Genomic DNA, 21870 nt, shown 5'->3' on the forward strand with positions numbered 1-21870 from the left:
TACCAATCCGCTTGAGGGAAGGCGAAGAAGGAGAGAGGCTCGTTCGCATGAGCCCTCCGGAAACGTCCCCGCTCAAGGCGTATGTCTATGGCATGTCCTTGCTTTCTACGATTCACAAGCTCAAGACGGGGTACCCGGCTGAGGATACCTACGAGGAGATCGTTCAAACGGAAACCGTTCCCGGGGGAGAAGCGGCCAATGGGGCTATTCTATTGGCGAAATGGGGCGTCGAGACAAAGCTAGACGGAACGCATCTGGGGAGTCGGACCCGGCAAGCGTTGTTGGCCGCTTTTGGAAACTTCGGGGTGGATTGTTCGCTTTTGACTTACGACCCGAGTTTCGAGGGGTGGAAGGATATTGTTTTGTGTGGAGGTGGGACGCGTACCGTTTTTGGTTGGTTTCAGGCTCTGTTCGCGGTCGAAGACAAGTATTGGAACGAATTGAATACAGAGGCGGTCGCGGAGGCTGACGTAGTTGCTTTGGATCCATTTTTTGGTGACAGCTCCCGTGCTGTTGCGGAAGCGTGCTTGGACGTTGGGACCCCGTTCGTTTCAGTGGATGCTCCGTTTGATGATGTGTTGGCTAGGGGAGCGGCTGCGATTGTTGTATCCGGCGAGTATCGGGATCAGCAGTACGAGGGCGTTGGAAAGAGGGAGTTGCTGGAGCTGTATGCTAAGGAGTGCTCGGGCTTGGTGGTGTTTACCTCGGGAGAGGGTGAGATCTTGTACGCTGAAGATGGCGAAGTGAAATCGATAGATCCGTATGACGTCGAGGTTGTGGATACGCTCGCTGCAGGAGATTCCTTTCGAGCGGGGGTGGCGTATGCGGTGGCTCGAGGGTACGATGGGGAGAGGACTGTTCGGTACGGAGCAGCAACCGCAGCTTTAGTGTGCGCTCGATTTCCATCGATCCACCCCGTGCCGAGCTTGGATGAGGTGAAAGCGTTGGCGAATGGTCGTTAGGGCTAACGGCCGTTACCTGTAATTGCAGACGGTTTCGACTAGGGTCTCCATGTTCTCGATACGGGCGGTTGGGTGGATACCGTGACCGAGATTGAAAATGTGTCCAGGGCGGTTTTTCATGGCGTCTAGGATGCGCGTGGCGCTCTCTTTGACGATTTCGGGTTTGGTATCGAGTAGGACGGGGTCGAGGTTTCCTTGGATAGCTATGTTGGAAGGAATGCGTTCGGCGGCTTCCTCAATTGGGATTGTCCAATCAACCGCTATCGCCTTGGGATCGCAGGCGGCTTGGCGAGCGATGTGTGGTGTGGTGCCCTTGGCATAGATGATCATTGGAATCTCGTCGCGGACTGCGTCGATGACTTTGCGTATCCATTTGAGGGATGCGGCTTCGTAATCTTCGCCGGAGATGATTCCGCCCCAGGAGTCGAAAATCTGGATCGCGTCTGCTCCGGCTGCTTTTTGCATGCGGAAGTAGGCGATGAGGGCGTCGGAGATCTTCTCCATGAGGAGATCGAAGGTGGCTCTGTCTTGATAGAAGAGGGCTTTGACCTTGGCGAAATCTTTGGAGCTGCCGCCTTCGAGCATGTAGGTGCCTAGAGTCCAAGGGGAACCGCCGAAGCCGAGAAGCATCTTGGAACCGTCGAGTTCAGCGTCGATGAGCTTTAAGGCTTGGGCGACGTAGTCTAATTTTTCTTCGATGGCGGTGGTCGAGAGTTTTTCGATCTGCTCGCGGTTTTCGAGGGTGTAGTCCATGCCGATGCCACCGCGTTCGCGGAAGTGGTAGCCTTGGCCCATGGCCTCGGGGATGACGAGGATGTCGGAGAAGAGGATGGCGGCGTCGAGATTGAAGCGGCGTAGTGGCTGCATGGTTACCTCAAGCGCGAGTTCGGGAGTTTGAGCGAGCTCGAGAAAACTGTATTTTTCTTTGAGTGCTCGGTACTCGGGGAGGTAGCGGCCGGCTTGGCGCATGACCCAGATGGGAGGGCGGTCGAGTGGTTGACAATCGAGGGCGGCGAGGAAGCGTTCTTTGGAATTCATCTGCTTTGAGAAGGAATTTAGAAATTATGCGAGCCAGTCAGTTGGCTTGAGGAATGTGTCGTAGAGCTCGGCTTCTGGACTGTCAGCTTCAGGCTGGTAGTCGTATTTCCACTCTACAATAGGAGGTAGGGACATGAGGATGGACTCGGTGCGACCATTGCTTTGCAAGCCGAAGTGTGTGCCGCGGTCCCAGACTAGGTTGAACTCGACGTATCGGCCACGGCGATACAGTTGGAAACTGCGTTCGCGTTCGCCGTAGGATGAGTTGACTCGCTTGGTTACGATTTCCGAGTAGGCGTCCTTGTAGTGTTCCGCCACGCTTTTGATTAGGCCAAAGGCGTTTTCGAATCCGCCTTCGTCGAAATCGTCGAAGAAGAGACCGCCGATTCCGCGGGGTTCATTGCGGTGCTTGAGGAAGAAGTAGTCATCGCACCAAGTTTTGAATTTTGGATACAGGTGTTCGCCGAAGGGGTCGCATGCGTCTTTGGCATGTTGGTGCCAATCTCTGCAATCTTCCGTGAACCCGTAGTAGGGAGTTAGGTCGAAGCCGCCGCCGACCCACCAGATGTCTTGCTCGCCTTCTTTTTGAGCCGGAGCGATAAAGAAGCGCACATTAGCGTGGGATGTGGGGACGTAGGGATTTCGCGGGTGGATGACGATGGAGACGCCTGTGGCGTGAAAAGGGCGACCGGCGAGTTGTGGGCGATTGGCTGTTGCGGATGGGGGGAGTTTGTTTCCCATGACGTGGGAGAAGTTTACCCCTGCTTTTTCGAAGATGTCTCCGCCTTCGAGCACTTTTGAGATTCCGCCCCCACCTTCGGCCCGCTCCCAGGGATCGGTGAGGAAGGTTTTTCCTGAAACCTCATGATTCTCGAGCTTGGCGCAAAGTCTGGCTTGGTAATCGAGTAGGAAGGTTTTGGCTTGTTGGAGTTTGTCGAGGTGCACGGTGGGGTATGTGTAGCGGGAAAGGGCGTGAGGGCTAGATCTTTGTGCCTTGGGATTAATTTTTAGCTAATTGGTATTGGACCTTATTCAGTTGGAGGGGGGAAAGCCGATAGGAGGGGAATGCTCGAAACGTTTTTATTCATCTACGGTGCAATGGTTGTAGCTGGCTCTTGGCTCATGCTGAATAGTGTGGCGGAAGCTCCGGTTGGCTATGAGGACGAAGATGGATTTCATTATTTGCCGGTCGATGGCGAGGAGGCGTTGAGCGAGTTGCGAGACTAGAGCTTCACTACTTTGTCCAGACGCAAAAAGCCCTGCTGGTTTAGGTCCAGCAGGGCTTTTGTGTCTTTAGCGGTAACTTAAAATCTAAAATTAGTCAGAAGAACGGACCAGCGGCTCGTATTGGTAGCCGATGCCGTGGATGGTCTTGAGATTGTCGAGAGGTGCTTCCTTACGTTTGAAGAGATCGCGGATTTTCACGATGTACTGGTCGAGGGAGCGGCTTCGGATATCTGCATGGATGCCCCAGACGGAGTGGATCAGGTTTTTTCGTGTGATGATCGTGTCTGGATTCTCGTGCAGGTAGGAAAGGATGCCGATTTCTTTGCGGCCGATATTCACGATTTCGCCGTCTGGGAAGGTAACTTCCATAGAAGTCGGGTTGACGGAGGCGGTGTTGAACTCGAATGGCGCGTCGGTGAGCTTGACGTTTTTGGTGACGTTGAAGTCGTGGGCTACTTCCGCGCGGCGGAGAACGGCGTGGATACGAGCTACGAGCTCAGGAGCGGAGAATGGTTTGGTGACGTAGTCGTCAGCTCCGAGTTCGAGGCCTTTGACCTTTGAAATCTCCGAATCGTTGCCAGTGAGGAAGATGGTGGGGATGTTGATGTCCTCGCGCTTGAGGTCTTCCAAAAAAGAAAATCCGTTTTGATCGGGAAGGGTGAGGTCGAGCAGGAGGATGTTTGCGAAATTGTGCTTGAGGAAGCGCATCGCAAGGGCGCAGCGGTTGCAAACTTGGGTTTGCATGCCGGCCGCTTCCAGGTGCTCCGAAATCACGTTGGCGAGTTCGGTTTCGTCTTCGACGATGAGTACGAGCGGTTTTGGTTTTGTCGGCATGTCAGGAGGATACTGAGTTATTTAATTTTGAGGATCGATCACTCTTCCGTTTAATACGCTAGTGCTTGAATCAGGTGGGGCACTTAGAGAATTCAAGGTGCTTTGAAGTAAGTGATGTGGGCAACAATACCCATTTTTAACAAATGTAAAATCACAAAATGTAAAAAAATGGAATTTTCTTGCGTTCTTTTGTCTTGTGACCTGCGGCGTCTCGGTTTTTTCCCTTTTGCGTGTCACAAGAAGAGTCACTGATCATGTTTGGACTGCCGAAGGGTAGTCTCGAAGAACCAACCATCCGCCTTTTCAAAAAGGCGGGCTGGAATATCCGCAAGAGCTCGCGCTCCTACAAGCCGAGTATTGACGATCCTGAATTGGACGGACGCTTTGTCCGTAGCCAGGAGATCAGCCGTTATGTTGATCATGGATTCTTCGATTGCGGTCTTTGCGGCTACGACTGGGTAGTGGAAAACGAGTCCGATGTGGTTGAGGTTTGTGACCTCGTTTACAGCCGCGCTTCGAACCGCCCGTCCTACTGGGTTCTCGCGGTACCTGAAGCGTCTCCAATCAAGGAGATCAAGGACCTGCAAGGTAAGCGCATCGCGACTGAAGTTGTGGGCATGACACGTAACTTCCTCGCTAAGCACGGCGTTGAAGCGGAAATCGAATTCTCCTGGGGCGCGACCGAGGTGAAGGTACCGGACATGGTGGATGCCATCGTCGATCTCACCGAAACTGGTAACTCCCTTCGGGCCAATAAGCTCCGCATCGTCGACACGCTTCTAAAGACTAACACCAAGCTCATCGCTAACAAGAAGAGCTGGGAAGACCCAAAGAAGCGGGCGAAGATCGAGAATATGGCGATGATGCTCCAAGCAGCTCTCTCTGCAGCGGACAAGGTGGGCCTCAAGCTTAACGCTCCGAAGGACAAGCTCGACGCGATTCTCGAAATTCTCCCTGCGCTTCGTAACCCAACTGTTAACCGTCTCTCAGATGGTGAGTGGTCAGCGGTAGAGGTGATTCTCGAGGAGAAGGTTGTTCGTGACATCATTCCGCAGCTTAAGGAGCTCGGAGCGGAAGGTATCATCGAGTACCCGCTCAATAAGGTCGTTTACTAGGATTCGACCCTTTGATGGCCGCTCGGGGCAGCGGTCGCTACCAATCCAGTTTTTCGGCGGCGATTACTAAAAATCGCCGCTTTTCTTTATATTAGAGGGCTTTTCTCGCATTTACGCTTGCCCAAGGCAGGCGAGGGTGCGATATCCGCCCGCTCGCGACACAAAACAAGCTCGGCCTAGTCGCAAATTCTTCCGGTTGAGCTATTCAAAAATCAAACCCGAGCCGGTTCGCTGGCTCACCTCTAGGAAGGTCATCGCGGAGGTTGGAAGTTCCCGAGATGAAACCGCCACATACATCATGAGTTCAATAATGTCTGAACTTCTCGCCCAAACTTCCTTCGACCAGCTCAAGGAAGGTTCAATCGTAAAGGGCACCATCACCGAAATCCGTCAAAACGAAGTAGTCGTAGACATCGGTGGTAAATCCGAAGGACTCGTTCCTGGCCAAGAATTCGTCGACCTCGGCGAACTTCAGATCGGCGAAGAGATCGAAGTCTACCTTGAAAAGCTCGAAGACAAGGAAGGTAATCCTCTCCTCTCATTCGACAAGGCTGAGCAAAAGAAGAACTGGGAGAACATCATCACCAAGTGTGAAGAAGGTTCAATCGTTCAGGGCCGCGTAAAGGGCAAGGTCAAGGGTGGCCTCATCGTAGCGATGGGCGTCGACGCTTTCCTCCCTGCTTCCCACATCGACATCCAGCCGCCAAAGAACCTCGATCAGTACGTTGGCCAGACCTACGACTACAAGGTTCTCAAGATCAATTTGGAGCGTAAGAACATCGTTCTTTCACGCCGCGAACTCATCGAAGAGCAACGCGCAAGCAAGCGTCGCGACCTTCTCGAGCGCGTCAACCCAGGCGATATCGTCAAGGGTGTGGTCAAGAACATCACCGACTTCGGTGCGTTCATCGACCTCGATGGCATGGACGGTCTCCTCCACATCACCGACATGAGCTGGGGTCGTATTTCTCACCCAAGCGAAATGCTCAAGCAGGGTGAAGAGATCGATGTTATGATCATCGAGATCAATCGTGAGAAGGAGCGTGTCTCCCTCGGTCTCAAGCAGACCAAGTCCAACCCATGGCAAGATATCGAAGCCAAGTACCCAATCGGTGCTAAGGTTGCTGGTAAGGTTGTTAACCTCGTACCATACGGCGCGTTCATCGAAATCGAAGAAGGTGTTGAAGGTCTCGTACACGTTACCGAAATGTCCTGGACAAAGCGCATCACCAAGCCAAGCGAGCTCCTCAAGGTTGGGGACGACGTGGAAGCAGTGGTACTCGGCATCCAGAAGGACGAAGAGAAGATCTCTCTCGGTATCCGCCAGCTCGATCCAAACCCATGGGATATGGTCGTTCACAACTACCCAGTTGGCGCCCACGTACACGGCAAGGTTCGCAACATCACTACTTACGGTGCATTCGTTGAGCTCGAAGAGGGCATCGACGGCATGGTTCACGTTTCCGACATGTCTTGGACACGCAAGATCAACCACCCATCTGAAGTACTCAAGAAGGGTGACGAGATCGACGCGATCGTACTCGACGTGGATACAGGCAACCAGCGCATCTCCCTCGGCATGAAGCAGCTCGCTGACGATCCTTGGGAAGATATCGACGGTCGCTTCCGTATCGGTGACGTGGTTACAGGTACTGTTTCCAAGATCACTTCCTTCGGCGCATTCGTCGAACTACAGGATCACATCGACGGTCTCGTACACATCAGCCAGATCAGCGAAGAGCGCGTAGAGAAGATCAAGGACGTCGTAGACATCGGCGCCGAAGTTACTGCTCGCGTTATCAAGATCGACCGCGAAGAGCGCCGCCTCGGCCTCTCCATCAAGGCTGCTAACTACGACGAGTCTCAGCTCGCAGCGGAAACTCAGACATACGAAAACATGTCTGACGGCGGCGACTTGATGAACCTCGGTGACATCCTCGACCAGGCAGCTGGCAAGGACGACTAAGCCTGTATCAGTAGATTAGATACTTTCGAAGCGGAGCTCGTTTGAGCTCCGCTTTTTTTGTGCTTCAAAGGTTGTCCATTCACGAAGCTGCTAGACCGCCTGTTGTGCTGCTTCTTTACCGCAAAACCCTACGAATGTGGGAATTCAGCGCTTAGATTTAACCATTTGCCTTGAAATACGTAAGTTATTGGGAATCTTAGCCTGCGTCATGACCGTTTCTGACTTCGTACCTGTATTGATCCAAATCGCCCTCGCAGCGGGACTCGCCGGAGCTATCCTCACTGGAAGCGTCCTTTTCGGCCAGCGTGGCTCTAAAAACGCGATCAAGAACTACGCTTACGAGTGCGGTATCAAGACTGATGGAAAGACCAACACGCGCTTCTCGGTGAAGTTCTACGTGACTGCGATGCTCTTCATCCTCTTCGATATCGAAGTCCTTTTTCTAATCCCCTGGGTGCTGGTGTATCGCGAATTCGTGTTCAACGGCCTTCCGATTCTTGGTCCAATCCTCTTTTTCCTCGGTGTGCTCGTCGTCGGGCTTGCCTACGAGTTGAAGAAGGGCGCTTTGGAGTGGGAAAAGTAAAGCTGTCCTAGCCAGGTCGCAGGGGGCTTTGCCCCAAGATGAAACTCGACCGATATTTTTCGCGGAGGCGATTTCTCGACCTCGAAAGCGACGATTTTGAAGGCTCTCTCAAAGAGCTGCTCAAAACGACCGTATCCCGCTTCAAGGATCTCGAGCGGAAAAAGCTGCTCCCCGGTTTGATGCAGCGGGAGAGCACTATGACGACCTACTTGGGCAATGGTGTGGTCCTGCCTCATATCCGAGTGAAGATGCGTCGCAAATACGTCTTCGCCATTGGACGCTCAAGGGAAGGGTTCGAGTATGAAGGCTTGAAAGGGCAAGAGAAGGTTCACCTCGTGGTGCTTCTCTTGGCAGGCGAGGGGGCCAAGGATTACCTGAACGTTCTGGCTGCGGTTGCCCGGCTGGTGAAGGACCAGGCCTTTGTCGATCAACTGGTTCGCTCCCAGTCTCTTGATGAGCTGCATGACCAGATGATGGCCGCCTTCGGTGGTATTTTGGCGGCTCCGAAGAAGAAGCGTCAGAGTTCGATCAATAATTTGATGCTTCGCCAAGTGATGCGCATCGCCAAAGGGGCTCATTGCGATTCGATCGCGGTGTTTGGCGATACCATTTCCTCTGGGCAAATCGATGTGCCTGAGGGCTTCAGGGATTTCAATACGGTCTTGGTTTCCCGTCGCGCCAAGGATGGTGAGTTTATCGAGGATCAGCCTTTTGACGAGATGATCCAAGTTCGCTCGTTTTCCAACGGTCGCTTGGCCCAGATGCGTTCCGCATTTCTGGTGGGCCTAACCCGTGGCGTTTTCAGGACCCATCACAAGATTGCTTGTGTGGGTGGTTTGCCGGGCAGTGATCAGTTCGATACGCTGATGGTCATCGATCTGAAGGACGAGTTTCAGGCCCTGCTAGCTGAGAGAGAGAATTTTATGCCGGCCGACGTGTCGCCCGAAGTGCTTGAGCGTGTGATTGGCGTTGCAATGGAGCTCTCGATCGAGGGCCGCGAAGGCAAGCCGGTCGGTACGCTTTTTGTGCTAGGGGATACCAAGAAGGTCGAAAGCATGACTAAGCCACTCGTTTTGAACCCATTCTATGGGTACAAGGAGGAGGACCGAAACATTTTGAGCCCGTTTATGGACGAGACGGTCAAGGAGTTCTCCGGTTTGGATGGAGCGTTTATCATTACAGGCGACGGGGTGCTGAACTCTGCGGGGAGCTTGATTCATACGCCTGACTTCGATCAGCAGCTTCCCAGTGGCCTGGGAGCTCGCCATGCGGCGGGGGCTGCGATCTCGATCGCGACTGATTGTTTGGCGATCGTGGTCTCGTCTAGTTCGGGGCAGGTGACTGTATTCCGCAGCGGAATTGCTCTTCCATTGGTGGAGCGATCGTTTGGCGGGCGGACGCTTTGAGTCAGCTAGGTTAGATCTGCAGTTTTCCCTTGCATTCTGCTTGTGAGGTGCGAAGGTCCGTCCTCTTTAATTTTTACACACCATGCCACGCGAAGTAATCACTCTCGAATGTACCGAAGCCAAGGCTGAAGGTAAGCCAGTATCCCGTTACCTCTCTTCTCGCAATAAGAAGACCGTCACAGAACGTGTTGAGAAGAAGAAGTACAACCCGCATCTGAAGCGCCATACGGTTCACAAGGAAATCAAGTAAGCCTGCTTCGATTTAGAATTTCACAATAAAAGCGACACTTTTCGAGGTGTCGCTTTTTTGTGTCCAAATCTCCAGGGAAGAGGAGGGAAGAGGTGGCCGGAGTCGGCCTAGTTTGCGTCTGGCCGGCGTCTTGCGGCACGCCAGCTGTCGCGGTGTTTACGTATCCAGTCTAACAGGGCACGCTCGAATCCGATATCGTATCCGAGGCGTTCGGACTCGAGCCACTTGTGGCGCAGGATTTCTTCACGCTCGGCGAGGAACTCTTGGTAGAGGCTCGACTGCTTGACGAATTCGTGCTGGCCGCTCGACTGGTTTTTCTTTGCTGACATAAGTTGCATATCAGGCCCGTCTGTTTGCTTAACCTTTGGAGTATCCGGTGGACTTTTCCTTCGATAAAGATCCTCGCGATTAGCGATTTAGCAACTCGAATTCAAAGTTTGAAGGTCGTGTCCGCAGCGGATTAGCGCACGGACTAAGAACGGGAGCGATAGGGGAAAGCATTGAGGCTAAATTCTCGGAGGCCAATCTTTTTTACAGTAAGAGTGACCCGAGTTTACAATCAGGTAAGGCTGTAAGCTGATGCCATCCGGAAACTTATGCGCGTACTTTTGCGAGTAGGGAATTGGCAATCGATACAAAGACCTTGGCGGCTTCCGATTCTGGTTTGCTGAGCACGATTGGCGTGCCGGCGTCGCCGCCCTCTCGGATCGATTTGTCGAGCGGAATTTGGCCAAGGAATTCTGTGTTGAGGTCGGTTGCGGTCTGAGTGCCTCCGCCTTCGCCAAAAATGTTCTGACGCGAGCCGTCGGGAGCTTCGAGGTAGCTCATGTTCTCCGCTACGCCGAGGATCTTGACGTTGGTTTTTTCGAGCATGCGAGCGCCGCGTTTCGCAACTTGGGTGGCTGCCGGCTGTGGAGTGGTGACGAGCACTGCTCCGCTGAGAGGGATCGTTTGAACGAGGGATAGCTGGGCATCGCCCGTGCCAGGGGGAAGGTCGACGACGAGAAGCTCGAGATCGCCCCATTTCACGTTTTGGGAGAATTGCTGGATGGTCTTCATGACCATTGGGCCGCGCCAGACGACTGGAGTGTCTTCGTCGACGAGGAAGCCCATCGACATGACGCTGAGATTGTGACCCTCCATCGGGATGAGAGATTCACCTTCAACGTAGGGGCGGCCGGAAAGTCCCAGCATAAGCGGCACGGAGGGGCCGTAGATGTCGCAGTCCATGATGCCTGCTTTTTTGCCTTCTTGGGCGAGGATCTGCTGGAAGGCGCAGGCGAGGTTGACGGCGAAAGTGGATTTGCCGACTCCGCCCTTACCGCTGGAAACGGCAATGACGTGCTTTACGCCAGGGATGCCTTCAGTGGGAGCGACGCCAGCAGTCTGGCTTGGCTTCTTTCCGCCGGAGAGAACGACGGATACGTCGACCTCGTTCACTTCGGGAAGAGCGTTGAGCGCTTCCTCGACTGAATCGCGGATTGCGGGTGGGATGTTGGCGTCGGATGTGGTGATAGCGATCGAGACGCTCGCTTTACCGTCTTCGAACGCGACGTCTCGGACGATGCCGAAGGAAACTATGTCGCGGCTGAAACCCGGATATTTTACGCTTTTAAGGGCTTGGTTGATCTTTTCGAGACTCACTCTAATGCGGTAATTGAATTTTGTGCCTTTAGGCGGACTCCAGCGCTTGCTCTTAAGAAAACGTGGACCATAAAAAGGCCTTTCTTCAGAAACCTGAAACATTCGCGCCTCTGTCAAGTCTGCGCTTGTTGCTGTATGATTCTCCGATCCCTGATTTCTTTTCGTGCCACCCTTTTAATTTTGATAACGCTGCCGTTTGCTGGCGTTGCATTCGCCCAAATTGATGGCGGAACCGTGAATGTTCGCGGTATTCCGGCCACGACTCCGGTAGTCGTGGCGTCTGGTAATTCTAGCACGAAGGCGATTCTTACGACCGCGTTTCGGATCCACGGTGGGTTCGAGGTCGTTAATTCCAGCGATCAAGCCGATTTCGTGATCACGGTCGATCCGGTCGGTTCGCAAGGGGCTCGCTTGTCCATCACATCGGCTGGGAGATCTTTGTTGGGCGAAACGGTTGCGGGATCATCTAGCCTCAACGCGGTGTACAAAGCGATTGACCGAGCTATCTACAAGACTCGCGGAAAGAAGGGCTTTTTCTCGGGCAAGATCGCTTTTATCAGCGAGGAGACGGGATTCACTGAGGTTTGCACAACTGACCTTCTGTTCAGAAAGATCTCGATGTTGACTCAGGATCGAGTGAGCGCGGTTCGTCCACGTTGGTCGCCCGACGGCAGTTCGATCGTGTACACTAGTTACAAGGCTGGTTTTCCAGATATCTATCGATTGGACCTTAGGAACAACCGCCGCGAGGTGATCGCGAACTACAAGGGGCTGAACATGGACGCACGCTACAGTCCAGATGGCACGCGCATTGCGATGATCATTTCTGGCGGCAAAAACGCGGATGTTTGGGTCCGTGAGTCGAGCGGTCGTATGAAGAACCTTACAAAGTCTCGAGGCTTGGAGGCGTCGCCTTCTTGGTCTCCCGATGGAACTCGTCTTGTATTCTCATCGGACGAGCGCGGTGGGCCTCAGCTTTACGTCATGCCATCTCACGGTGGAAGCTACCGTCGTCTAGCTACGAATATTAGCGGACATTGCGCTCAGCCTGACTGGAATCCAGAGTTCTCAAACCAGATCGCCTTCAGTGCCGCTATCGGATCAGGGCGTCAGATTGTAATCTTCGACTCGACAGTAGGGAAGAGCAGGATCGTATCCAATGATCGGGGCGATGCGATCGAGCCCCAGTGGCTTAAGGATGGGCGTCACTTGCTTTATACGCACCGCCGTGCGAATCGGAGCGAGATCAAGATCTTGGATTCTCTGTCGGGTAAGAGCTACGTGATTTCTGGTAGTCGGACCAAGGTTTCTCAGCCAAGCTACGTGCAGTAGTTCGCGATACGCGGGCTGAAGCGCCGCGCTACGTTATGAAAAAAGCCGAACCCCGCGAGGAGTTCGGCTTTTGTGCGAATTGAAATTCTTTTCTGAAGCTTAGAGGGCTGCTTCGTAGTTCGCGTTGGCTGCTTCCCAGTTTACCACGTTCCAGAATGCCGCGATGTAGTCGGGGCGACGGTTTTGGAAGTTGAGGTAGTAAGCGTGCTCCCAAACGTCGAGTCCGAGAACTGGAGTCGCTCCGTCCATGAGAGGGGAGTCCTGGTTCGCAGTGGAAGTAACGGCGAGCTTGCCGTCCTTGACTGTGAGCCATGCCCAGCCGCTGCCGAAGCGAGTGGCGCCAGCCTTAGCGAAGGCTTCCTTGAATGCGTCGAGTCCGCCGAGCTCAGATTCGATCGCTTCCGCAAGCTTGCCGACTGGAGCTCCGCCACCGTTTGGTCCGATGACCTTCCAGAAGAAGCTGTGGTTTGCGTGGCCGCCTGCGTTGTTGCGAACGCCAGTGCGGATGCCTTCTGGCACGGAATCGAGGTCCGCCATTAGCTCTTCCGCGGACTTCGACTCGAGGTCGGTGCCGGCGATCATGCCGTTTACGTTGTTGATGTAAGTCTGGTGGTGCTTGCTGTGATGGATCTCCATCGTGCGTGCGTCGAAGTGTGGTTCGAGCGCGTCGTATGCGTAGTCGAGTGCAGGGAGTTCGTATGCCATTTTATTAGTGTTGGTATTAGGTTTTAGGTGAGTGGTTAAATTCGAAGAGAGATTCTTTTAAATAAAGAATAATCTTTGTCAAATCGAAGTTTTGCCCATCTCGCGCTTTAGTTGGAAGAAGGCTTGCAGCAGTTGGAGACAGTCGTCCTGCATGAGTCCGATTTCAACCTCCAAGCTGTGGTTAATGGTGGGGTAGCTGTTGACGTCGTAGAGACCGCCGAGTCCGCCCATCTTTGGGTCCGGCACGGCGTAGACGACGCGTTTGAGGCGAGACATCATGGTGGCGCCGGAGCACATGGGGCAGGGTTCCTTGGTGACGTAGAGGGTGGCTTCGTTGAGGCGCCAATTTTTTATGGCGTCGCTCGCTTGGGTGATGGCGAGCATTTCGGCGTGGGCGGTGGGATCGTTTGTGGACTCTACTTGGTTGTGGGCTTGGCCTATGACTTCTCCGCCATATTCGATCACGGCTCCGATTGGGACTTCATTCTGACGCCAGGCGTCGATGGCTCGGTTATAGGCGAGTTCCATGAAGTAGCGATCGTCTCGGTTGAGAGCTGACGGGTAGCGTTTTTCAAAAGGACACTCGGGAGCTGGTTTAGGCGGGTGCGACATGGTATTGGCAGCAAAGTAGGTGGGTATGAATACTCTTGACTAATGGCAAGGATATGAAAGGAACGACGCTTCCATCTTTTTCCGCCCTGGCCGGTGTAGCCAGATTTTGATCACCAATATATGTCAGACGAAACAATCCAAGTAGAAGGCAAGATAGTCCAAGTGCTTCCGGGAACCATGTTCCGAGTTGAGCTTGAGAATGGACACCAGGTCCTTGCCCACATCTCAGGAAAGCTTCGCAAGCACTTTATCAAGATCACGGCGGGGGACCTTGTTAAGATGGAGATGAGCCCTTATGACCTGAACAAGGCTCGCATCGTATACCGTTTGCGTAACGCGGCTCAGAACCGTAATGCTCCGATTCGTTCCTTCGGCCCGCGTCGTAGGAAGTAATTGCTTCTTGCGGGAGGCGTTTCCGCGAACAAGATTTGATCCGTGCCGAGCGATCTCGCTGAGGGTGTAGAGGATCTTCTTGCCTACCTGAGCTTAGAGAAGGGGCTTTCCGAGAATACGATGGAAAGCTACCAAGGGGATTTGGAGCAGTTTGTTGATCGGCTCCGGGCTTCCTCGACGCCGGGTAGTTGGAATCAGGTGACAGCCGCTGACGTTTCCGACTGGATTTATTCGCTGAGCGAAGAGGATTACTCGAACGCGAGTTTGTGTCGAAAGTTGAGCGCGGTTCGGGCTTTGGACAGCTATCTATTGCGGGAGCGTCGTATCGAGAAATCGTTTACGGAGATTGTTGTGGGACCGAAGCTGCGTCGCAAAGCACCTTATACGCTTACGATCCGAGAAGTAGAAAAGCTGCTATCTGCGCCTGACGAAACGACGCCGCAAGGCTTGCGGGATCGAGCGATGCTTGAGCTCTTTTATTCCTCGGGATTGCGTGTTTCGGAGCTTTCGGGACTAATGCTGCAGCAAATCGATTTGGAGCTGGGTGCATTGAAGGTGTATGGAAAAGGGTCGAAAGAGCGTGTTTGTCCCATGGGGCGCCAGGCGGTTAAAGCTCTGGAAAACTATTTGAGCAATGGGCGCCCATTTTTGGTGAAAGCTAAAACGGGCAGTTCGGTATTTCTTAGCAATCGGGGCACCGCGATTTCTCGCAAGACGATTTGGGTGATCGTAAAGAAGCACACCAAGGCTGCGGGTATCGACAAGCCGGTGAAGCCGCACATGCTGCGGCACTCGTTCGCGACCCATTTGCTGACGGGAGGGGCTGACTTGCGAGTTATTCAGGAGTTGCTGGGCCATTCGGATATCGCGACAACGCAGATCTATACCTCGGTGGAGTCGGAGCGAACTCGAAGCGCCCATGAGGAGTTTCACCCGCGGAGTCGGGAAGGCGACATTGCTCTGTAGTGAGGGGTTGGAGACGATGCTGAAAGCAAGACGGGCGACACTCCGAAGAATGTCGCCCGTTTGGGAAAAGTTTATAGGTTGGTTTCCGAATTAGAAAACAGGCGTAACGCTTGTTTTCTTGCCTGGTTCTGCGACCTCGTTGTATCCAGCGCTCCAGTACTCATCGTTGATAAGTACCTTGAACTCGAACGCTGTTGTAACGCCAGCGATGTCGATGCTCCAAGACGAGTCCGCCTTGCAGTCCATTGGTACGCCTTCTGACCAAGATAGGCCAGGTGCGGCGCCACGCAGGTACAAGGTGTTGCCAAATCCGACATCGACGCTAGCGGCGATGGTTGTCTTTGGCGTAGCCTTCTTTGCGGTTTTCTTGGCTGCTGCCTTCTTAGGTGCCGCTTTTTTAGCGACCGCCTTCTTGGGAGCGGCTTTCTTAGCGACGGCCTTCTTAGCGGGAGCCTTTTTGGCGGCTACCTTTTTGACCGGGGCTTTCTTAGCCACCTTCTTGGCGGGTGCTTTCTTAGCGGCTACCTTTTTAACGGCAGCCTTTTTGACAGCTTTCTTAGCAGCTTTTTTGGCAGCGGCTATAGTAGTCTTTTTCATGAGTTTGTCTTCTTATTGGTACCGGTAGCGTGTTGAGGGTCTCGTAAGTTGGAACGTCAGCATTGCTCCGATTTACGCGACTCAACACTTATTTTGCGCAATAGCAACAGCATGATGCTTCCCCGGCGTTACGCCAGAGTAACGTCTGTCGCTATTGGCAGTCGGTAGCAATGGACGTGCCAATGCTACTCTGGGAGTTGGAAGAGATTTCCGTGGAGTTTCCAAGCACTAAAAAGCCTCGCAGGTACGCTGCGAGGCTTTGGAAATTAAGTTTGAGCTTGTTGTTAGCGAATAACGAGCAGCTCGACTTTACGTTCTTGAGCCATTTGAGCTGAGGTAGCTCCTTCGATGGCCTTGAGGTCGCCTTGGGAGAGAGTCTTCAGGCGGCTTGGGTCGACTCCCATGGTTACGATGTAGTCGAGGGCGCTTTTTGCGCGGCGGTCGCCGAGGGCGAGGTTGTACTCCTGAGTGCCGCGCCAGTCGCAATGTCCTTCGAGAATCAGCTTCGCGTTCGGGTTGCTGTTGAGGAAATCGGCTGCGTTTTGGAGAGTGGGGCGTTCTGTGGGAGCGATCGCGGAGGAGTCGAACTGGAAGAGAACGGGAGAGAACATGTTGCGGTCAGCTCGAGCGATAAGGTCTTCGAGGCTGGCGGTTCCCCAATCGTCGCGGGATTCGAGCAATGCGCCGTCGCCTTCGAGCTCCATGCTGTTAAAGGTGTCTGACTGCTGGCCGGATTCGTAACCTGGACCCATCACGGTGTCTAGGGGGTTGGGGCGACGAGGCTTTTTGGAGCAGCCGGTAAAGGCGAAAGCGATGAGGGAGGCGGTGGCGATAAGGACGATTTTCTTGAACATGATGGAGAGCTTGGTCTTCGTATTATGCGACTATCGGTATTCGCTAAACTTCGGCAAGAATTTACTGGCAAGAGTTTAGAGGGAATTTCGCTGCTAATGATGGAAAACCAAGAGGAATGTATTGTTTTGCTGGATAACGGTTCGCTGAGGCCGGATTCTGTACGGAGTTTACGGCGAATCGCGGCTGAGCTTGAGGGAAGGATCGGCAAGAAGGTACATCCGGTCTCGCTGCTGCATTCGAGCAAGATTCCAGCGGAGGATCTCGATGGGCAGGAAGCGGCGACTTGGAGACGCTTTTTGCGAAAGAGTATAGAAGAGGGAGTCGTTCGGTTCCGAGTTGTTCCCTTGTTTTTTGGTCCGAGTTCGGCGGTGGTGGATTATATGCCGAAGGTGACGGCTGAGGTCGCGGCGAAGCATGGGGCAGCGTCGGTGGAAGTGGCGGGGACATTGATCGATCCGGCACGTGAGAATGAGGACGGGATCGCCGTTTTGTTAAGGGATCTACTTATCCGGAATTTGGATACAGTTTCGCTCGATGGAGTGGTTTTGGTCGACCATGGAAGTCCGTTGCCTGAGGTTGCCGCGTGCCGAGATCTGGTGGGGCGGCAGTTGGCGGAGCTATTGAAGACGCCGGCTGGCGGGTTGATCGCATCGTCGATGGAGCGTCGAGAGGGGGAGGAATACGATTTTTGCGAGCCGTTGCTGGAAAGGGCTCTGGGGTTCGCGAAGGATCGTGGCTGGAAGCGGGTGGCTTTGAGTCAGCTTTTCTTTTCACCTGGGCGTCACGCGGGGCCGGGCGGAGATATCGCTCAGATCGTGGCGGATTCTGAGCTGGTGCGTGAAGGTGGGGAGGTCCTGTTCGCTCCTCTGGTTGGCGAGAGTCCGATGCTGGCAGATTTGCTGGAGCAGCGGTATCGGGAGGCGTTTGGGGCTTCTTCCTGAAAAAGAGAAAGGATGGAAGGCGTGGCCTTCCATCCTGCAAAAGGTGGGATCTCTCCCTTTTGGGAATTGTTGTTTGGCTAGATCGCTGGCTCGAGGTCGATGAGACCGTTTTGCATGGCGTAGCGGGTGATGCTGGCGACGTTGTGAAGATCGAGCTTTCGCATCATGTTCGTGCGGTGATTGTCGACGGTCTTGATGCTTAGTCCGAGTTTGCCGGCGATCTCCTTGGTGCTGTGACCTTCGGCGATCATTTGCAGGACCTCACGTTCGCGTTCGGTGAGGGTGTCCTTGGAGCGTTGGACGTTGCCTGGATTGGCGACTACGCTGCGGATGAGTTCCGCGACGTTGGGTCCGAAAAAGGTGCCGCCTTCAGCTACGATGCCGAGTCCGTTGATGAACTCGCGAAGGTTTGCGGTTTTCTCGACGAATCCGTGAGCGCCTGCTTCTAGCATGTCCTTCACGATGGATGGATTTTGGTAAGCTGAGAAAACCAGAAAGCGAGTGTCTGGGAGCTGGCGGTTGAGTCGACGGACGATTTCCAGGCCGTTGAGGCCGGGGAGGCGGGCATCGACGATGACGATGTCCGGCTTGAGATCTTGGATTTCCTTTAGAGCGTCTTGGCCGTTTCCGCAGCCTCCGATGATCTCGTAGTTATGGCGCTCGAGAACATCAGCTAGCATTTGGCGGACAGCGGTCAAATCGTCTACTATGTAGAGTCGTTTCATGTGGTGTCTTAGATTCTTTGGCTGGATTGCGGGGCGGTCAGTCCCCGTTGGTGGTTATTTGCCAAAAACTATATGAGGATAAGTCCCCACAGCAAGCTATAGGGGTATAATTCACATTCGTTTGAAGTTTGGATTCAAAATTTAGTTAAGCGCTTGACCACGTTTGTAAGTGATTTGTGAAGATTGAGGTGAACTGCCTAAAAAACAGCCCAATTGGATGAGTGTTTTTCGCGTTTGAGGGAGGGGCCTTTAAGAGAGGTGTTTAGGTTGTAGTACTGTTTGTAAGTGATAGATTTAGAGTTGTTTACACGAGAGGCATGAAGAGAGCTAGGGGGTGTTTAGGTGATCGTAAAATATTTACGAGCCATGTTGCTGGGAGTGCCTTCGATGCTGCATCGCTCCGTGGAGCGGCCATCTTTTTCAAGCGTGCGTGTCTGCCCTATCTTTGATGATGGGATCTAGGGTGTTTACGTGTTTATACCCGATCGTGACTCGTTGATTCCAAGAGCTACTCGTTTTTCCCTAGTGCATTAAGGGGTTTGAGTGGTCAGGATGATTTTTCCTTGGTGGCGGCCTTCGCCAAAACGCTGAACGAGTCGAGGGGCTTCTTTTAGGGGGAAGGGGCCTTCTACTAGAGGAGTGAGTTTTCCTGACGCGCAGAGTTCGCTAACTTGATCCAGGTCTCGGTTTGTTTGTATGCCTACAATACGTATCCGCTTTTTGGTGAATAGGTGGATTAAGGGGGCGACGAGAAAGGTCAGGAGGAGATGTCTTGTTCGTCCACCGACTGTTACATATCTACCGCCAGGGTGGAGGGCGCGAAGATAGGAAAGAGGGAATCGATTGGTTTTTGTATCCAGAATAAGGTGATACTGCCCGCCGTTTCTCGTGAAGTCTTCTGCCTGGTAGTCGATCGTCTTGTTGTAGCCTTGCTCCTTCATGGACGCGGCTTTGTCGGCGCTATCGACCCCAGTGACATCGTCGACTCCATGGGCTTTGGCGAGCTGAACGGCGAGCGTGCCGACTCCTCCGCCTGCTCCGTTTGCGAGCAGGGACTGGCCAGGTTGAAGTTCGCCTGAATCGAAAAGCCCTTGGATGGCGAGCATTGCGGCGTGCGGGAGGGCTGCTGCTTGGAAGTGGCTGATTGATTCTGGCTTTTTCGAGACCGTGGATGCGGGTACGCAAACGTATTCGGCAAACCCGCCGAAGCCGCATTCAGAAATGTCGGCATAGACGGCGTCGCCTTCCGCGAGTGTTGTTACTTCAGAGCCTCGTTTTTCGACAACGCCGGAGATTTCAGCGCCTGGGATTCGGACTTTGGGGCTGAAGAATCCGCATAGGAGGCGGATGTAGAAGGGCTTGGCTCGTGTCAGGCACCAGTCCCAGTCGTTTACGGCGGTAGCCACTATTTTGACGAGAACTTCATCTGGTTTGGGCGTTGGGGTGGGGTGTTCTTCGAGGGCGAGGTCGCTGGGACTGCCGTATTTTTTGAGGACGATGGCTTTCATGGTTGGATTCCGCTCACCTTTCGACGGATTTCTAGCTTGTTCAATTTCGCAAAAAACAGTCTAATAGAGTCTTGACTTGGAAGAGTTGGCACACAGGTTTTGCCATCTCTTTTTGAGAGATGCCAGGGTAGCTCAGTGGTAGAGCAGGAGACTCATAAGCTCTTGGTCGGCAGTTCAAGTCTGCCCCTTGGCACCACTCTCTCGAATTTCTAGAACCGGTTCCGGAAGGGACCGGTTTTTTCGTGTTTCGAGCTCTTGAACTGCCGACCAAGAGCATAGTGCGGCAGTGGCTGCGCGTCTCGCTTTGCTTCGGTACAAGTCTGCCCCTTGGCACTACTCTCTCACTTTCGGCCGATCCTAGCAGGGTCGGCCATTTTTGTGTTCCCAACTCTTGAACTGCCGACCAAGAGCACAGTGCGGCAGTGGCTGCGCATCTCGCTTTGCTCGGTACAAGTCTGCCCCTTGGCACCACTCTCTCGAATTTTAGGACCGGTTCCGGTAGGGACCGGTTTTTTCGTGTTCGGATGTTTGGGGCTACGCGGCGTGTCGCGAGCGACAGCCCTACGAGTGGAGTGACTAAAAGTATAGGTATAGGGCGATGAAGGCGACGAGGTAGAGGGTCCACCAGAAGCCGAAGCTGCGGTGCCAGGGCTTGGGGGATGCTGGTCTCTCTGGAGTGTTTTCTTTCAGGAATTCTAGCTGTTCCTTTGTGGGGGCTTGGTCGAGGAGGCTTATTACGATGAAGATGAGGGCGAGCAGTGCCGCGAAGAGGGGCAGTACGTGATAGTAATGCATTTGCCCAAGCGCTTCTGGCAGAAGAGAGCTGAAGGCTGGTAGGGAGCTGCTGAGATTGTAGTAGACTCCGAGGAGCAGCCCTGTGGAAAGGGTGGCTAGACAGGCTTTGCTGGTCCCGCGACTCCAGAAGCGGCCGAGTACGAAACATAAGCCTGTGGGCATCATTATAAAGCCGCCGAATTTAAGCATCAGGTCGAAGATGCCTTGCTGCACGGTGAGAAAGATGGGCGCCATGGCGACGCCCCAGATGATGTTGCAGACTGCTATGGACTTGCCGATGAGAATGCCTTTTTGAGGATCGGCCTTTTTGCTGAAAGTGGGGTAGATGTCGATGGATACGATGCTGGCGAGCGTGTTGATGCCGGAGTCTTGGGTGGACATCATGGCTGCGATCATCCCTGCGAGGACGAGTCCAGAGAGGCCGACGGGGAGAAGTTCGCGGGTAAGGGTGGTGAAGGCGGTGTCGGGGTGGATTTCGGGGAAGAGTTGGGCGGCTATGAGTCCGGGGAGGATGAAGAGAACAAGGCCGGACATTTTGAGCCCGGCTCCGAGAAGCATGCCTTTTTGTGCGTGTTCGAGACTTCGCGCTCCGAGGACGCGTTGCAGCATGGTGATATTCGCGAAGGCGAAAAAGAAGGAGGCCATTAGCTGTCCGGTCATCATGGCGCTCCAGGGAAATTCGGGATCGTCGTGCGGAAGTAGGAGCTCGAGTTTGCTGGCGGGAATGGCGGACCAGAATTCGGAGAATCCTCCGAGGGCGAAGATCCCCATGATCGCGACGAGCAGTCCGCCGAAGATCATGATGACTACTTGAGCGGCGTCGGTTATGACGACGGCGGTGAGGCCTCCAAGAACTGAATACAAGCCGACGGTGCAGGCGATGACGGCGCTTGCGAGGTAGATGTTGGCGGGGGTGATCTCGAATTGGAAAAGGCTGAGTATAGCCAAGGAGCCCGTGTACATGGTGAGCGGGCTGGTGAGGATGGTGAATACGATGAAGACGCCGCCGTAGAAGACTTTAGCCCATTTGTTGAAGCGTTTGCCGAGGAACTGGGGGAGGGTGGTGATGCTTGACCGAAGGTAGATAGGAATGAAAAGCAGGGCGGAAACCGTCATGCCTAGGCCGCCGAGAAGCTCAGGGGTGAGGGCGGCGATCCCGACTTTGTAGGCTTTGCCTGTTCCGCCTACGAAGAAGGCCATGCTGATATTGGTGGCGAAGAGGGAGAAGCCGACCATGACCCACCCGAACTGACGGTTGCCGAGGAAGTAGCCTTCTTGGGACTTCGAGTGTTTTCGGCCTATCCAGATTCCCACTACGGTAATGGTCACCAGGTAGGCGGCCACGACGGCAAGATCGATGTAGTGACTGTTCGGCATCAGGGAACCAGGATTTCAACGGCGTAGCGAGGGAAACGC

At 53.9% G+C, this 21870-nt stretch carries 23 protein-coding genes and 1 tRNA gene; 12 read left to right on the top strand and 12 right to left on the bottom strand.

The annotated features are described in order from the left end of the window. The first annotated feature begins 47 nt into the window (after positions 1–47). Entirely contained in the window at positions 48–962 is a 915-nt protein-coding gene (locus JIN87_RS16970; RefSeq protein WP_200356788.1) for a carbohydrate kinase family protein, read from the top strand. 12 nt (positions 963–974) lie between these two features. Here JIN87_RS16970 and hemE read toward each other — a convergent pair whose 3' ends face one another. Continuing rightward, the gene (gene hemE, locus JIN87_RS16975) at positions 975–2000 is read right to left on the bottom strand and encodes a uroporphyrinogen decarboxylase (RefSeq protein ID WP_200356789.1); all 1026 of its coding nucleotides are present in this window, start codon (positions 1998–2000) and stop codon (positions 975–977) included. Between the two features lie 24 nt (positions 2001–2024). Further along, on the bottom strand, positions 2025–2945 hold the full coding sequence (gene hemF, locus JIN87_RS16980; protein WP_200356790.1) for an oxygen-dependent coproporphyrinogen oxidase: 921 nt from the start codon (positions 2943–2945) through the stop codon (positions 2025–2027). 120 nt (positions 2946–3065) lie between these two features. Between hemF and JIN87_RS16985 the strand changes: the two genes are divergently transcribed. Continuing rightward, on the top strand, positions 3066–3227 hold the full coding sequence (locus tag JIN87_RS16985) for a hypothetical protein (protein ID WP_200356791.1): 162 nt from the start codon (positions 3066–3068) through the stop codon (positions 3225–3227). A gap of 90 nt (positions 3228–3317) precedes the next feature. Here JIN87_RS16985 and JIN87_RS16990 read toward each other — a convergent pair whose 3' ends face one another. After that, on the bottom strand, positions 3318–4061 hold the full coding sequence (locus JIN87_RS16990; protein WP_200356792.1) for a response regulator transcription factor: 744 nt from the start codon (positions 4059–4061) through the stop codon (positions 3318–3320). Between the two features lie 254 nt (positions 4062–4315). Here JIN87_RS16990 and hisG point away from each other — a divergent pair, with 254 nt between their 5' ends. From hisG to rpmG, 5 genes are all read left to right on the top strand, one after another. Continuing rightward, positions 4316–5176 carry an ATP phosphoribosyltransferase gene (hisG, locus tag JIN87_RS16995; RefSeq protein WP_200356793.1) on the top strand — a complete coding sequence of 287 codons (861 nt, stop codon included), beginning with the start codon at positions 4316–4318 and terminating at the stop codon, positions 5174–5176. A gap of 310 nt (positions 5177–5486) precedes the next feature. Further along, the gene (gene rpsA / locus JIN87_RS17000) at positions 5487–7142 is read left to right on the top strand and encodes a 30S ribosomal protein S1 (protein ID WP_234033460.1); all 1656 of its coding nucleotides are present in this window, start codon (positions 5487–5489) and stop codon (positions 7140–7142) included. A 208-nt stretch (positions 7143–7350) separates the two neighbouring features. After that, positions 7351–7725: an NADH-quinone oxidoreductase subunit A gene (locus tag JIN87_RS17005; protein ID WP_200356795.1), complete on the top strand. Its 375-nt coding sequence runs from the start codon at positions 7351–7353 to the stop codon at positions 7723–7725. Between the two features lie 38 nt (positions 7726–7763). After that, a complete protein-coding gene (locus tag JIN87_RS17010) occupies positions 7764–9131 on the top strand; it encodes a diadenylate cyclase (RefSeq protein WP_200356796.1) in 1368 nt (455 codons plus the stop codon). A gap of 82 nt (positions 9132–9213) precedes the next feature. After that, positions 9214–9381 carry a 50S ribosomal protein L33 gene (rpmG, locus tag JIN87_RS17015; RefSeq protein ID WP_200356797.1) on the top strand — a complete coding sequence of 56 codons (168 nt, stop codon included), beginning with the start codon at positions 9214–9216 and terminating at the stop codon, positions 9379–9381. A gap of 107 nt (positions 9382–9488) precedes the next feature. Here the strand turns inward: rpmG and JIN87_RS17020 are convergent, their stop codons facing one another. Together JIN87_RS17020 and JIN87_RS17025 are read right to left on the bottom strand one after the other, a co-directional pair. Next, a complete protein-coding gene (locus tag JIN87_RS17020; protein WP_345780801.1) occupies positions 9489–9719 on the bottom strand; it encodes a hypothetical protein in 231 nt (76 codons plus the stop codon). A gap of 256 nt (positions 9720–9975) precedes the next feature. Further along, positions 9976–11025, bottom strand: coding sequence for an Mrp/NBP35 family ATP-binding protein (locus tag JIN87_RS17025; protein ID WP_325176393.1), 1050 nt, complete (start codon positions 11023–11025; stop codon positions 9976–9978). A gap of 135 nt (positions 11026–11160) precedes the next feature. Between JIN87_RS17025 and JIN87_RS17030 the strand changes: the two genes are divergently transcribed. Then, positions 11161–12357 carry a PD40 domain-containing protein gene (locus JIN87_RS17030; protein WP_200356800.1) on the top strand — a complete coding sequence of 399 codons (1197 nt, stop codon included), beginning with the start codon at positions 11161–11163 and terminating at the stop codon, positions 12355–12357. 99 nt (positions 12358–12456) lie between these two features. On the opposite strand, the gene JIN87_RS17035 is transcribed toward JIN87_RS17030, so the two are convergent. Together JIN87_RS17035 and tadA are read right to left on the bottom strand one after the other, a co-directional pair. Continuing rightward, positions 12457–13062, bottom strand: a complete 606-nt coding sequence (locus JIN87_RS17035) for a superoxide dismutase (protein WP_200356801.1) — start codon at positions 13060–13062, stop codon at positions 12457–12459. A 78-nt stretch (positions 13063–13140) separates the two neighbouring features. Beyond that, a complete protein-coding gene (gene tadA, locus JIN87_RS17040) occupies positions 13141–13674 on the bottom strand; it encodes a tRNA adenosine(34) deaminase TadA (protein ID WP_200356802.1) in 534 nt (177 codons plus the stop codon). A gap of 120 nt (positions 13675–13794) precedes the next feature. Here tadA and infA point away from each other — a divergent pair, with 120 nt between their 5' ends. Together infA and xerD are read left to right on the top strand one after the other, a co-directional pair. Continuing rightward, a complete protein-coding gene (infA, locus tag JIN87_RS17045; RefSeq protein WP_200356803.1) occupies positions 13795–14067 on the top strand; it encodes a translation initiation factor IF-1 in 273 nt (90 codons plus the stop codon). A gap of 42 nt (positions 14068–14109) precedes the next feature. Continuing rightward, entirely contained in the window at positions 14110–15033 is a 924-nt protein-coding gene (xerD, locus tag JIN87_RS17050; RefSeq protein ID WP_200356804.1) for a site-specific tyrosine recombinase XerD, read from the top strand. Positions 15034–15123: 90 nt separating this feature from the next. Here the strand turns inward: xerD and JIN87_RS17055 are convergent, their stop codons facing one another. Both JIN87_RS17055 and JIN87_RS17060 read right to left on the bottom strand, forming a co-directional pair. Further along, positions 15124–15630, bottom strand: coding sequence for a histone H1-like repetitive region-containing protein (locus tag JIN87_RS17055; protein ID WP_200356805.1), 507 nt, complete (start codon positions 15628–15630; stop codon positions 15124–15126). Positions 15631–15914: 284 nt separating this feature from the next. Beyond that, positions 15915–16484, bottom strand: coding sequence for an OmpA family protein (locus tag JIN87_RS17060; RefSeq protein WP_200356806.1), 570 nt, complete (start codon positions 16482–16484; stop codon positions 15915–15917). 96 nt (positions 16485–16580) lie between these two features. Between JIN87_RS17060 and JIN87_RS17065 the strand changes: the two genes are divergently transcribed. Continuing rightward, a complete protein-coding gene (locus JIN87_RS17065; protein ID WP_200356807.1) occupies positions 16581–17426 on the top strand; it encodes a sirohydrochlorin chelatase in 846 nt (281 codons plus the stop codon). A gap of 77 nt (positions 17427–17503) precedes the next feature. On the opposite strand, the gene JIN87_RS17070 is transcribed toward JIN87_RS17065, so the two are convergent. Both JIN87_RS17070 and JIN87_RS17075 read right to left on the bottom strand, forming a co-directional pair. Next, positions 17504–18151 carry a response regulator gene (locus JIN87_RS17070; protein ID WP_200356808.1) on the bottom strand — a complete coding sequence of 216 codons (648 nt, stop codon included), beginning with the start codon at positions 18149–18151 and terminating at the stop codon, positions 17504–17506. Between the two features lie 530 nt (positions 18152–18681). Further along, a complete protein-coding gene (locus tag JIN87_RS17075) occupies positions 18682–19659 on the bottom strand; it encodes an NAD(P)-dependent alcohol dehydrogenase (RefSeq protein WP_200356809.1) in 978 nt (325 codons plus the stop codon). 121 nt (positions 19660–19780) lie between these two features. On the opposite strand from JIN87_RS17075, the gene JIN87_RS17080 reads away from it, so the two are divergent. After that, positions 19781–19855: transfer RNA gene (locus tag JIN87_RS17080), tRNA-Met, on the top strand. A gap of 380 nt (positions 19856–20235) precedes the next feature. Here the strand turns inward: JIN87_RS17080 and JIN87_RS17085 are convergent. After that, positions 20236–21831, bottom strand: coding sequence for an SLC5 family protein (locus JIN87_RS17085; RefSeq protein WP_200356810.1), 1596 nt, complete (start codon positions 21829–21831; stop codon positions 20236–20238). Positions 21832–21870 lie beyond the last annotated feature (39 nt).

The organism is Pelagicoccus mobilis (genome assembly GCF_016595505.1).
GTDB lineage: Bacteria > Verrucomicrobiota > Verrucomicrobiia > Opitutales > Opitutaceae > Pelagicoccus > Pelagicoccus mobilis.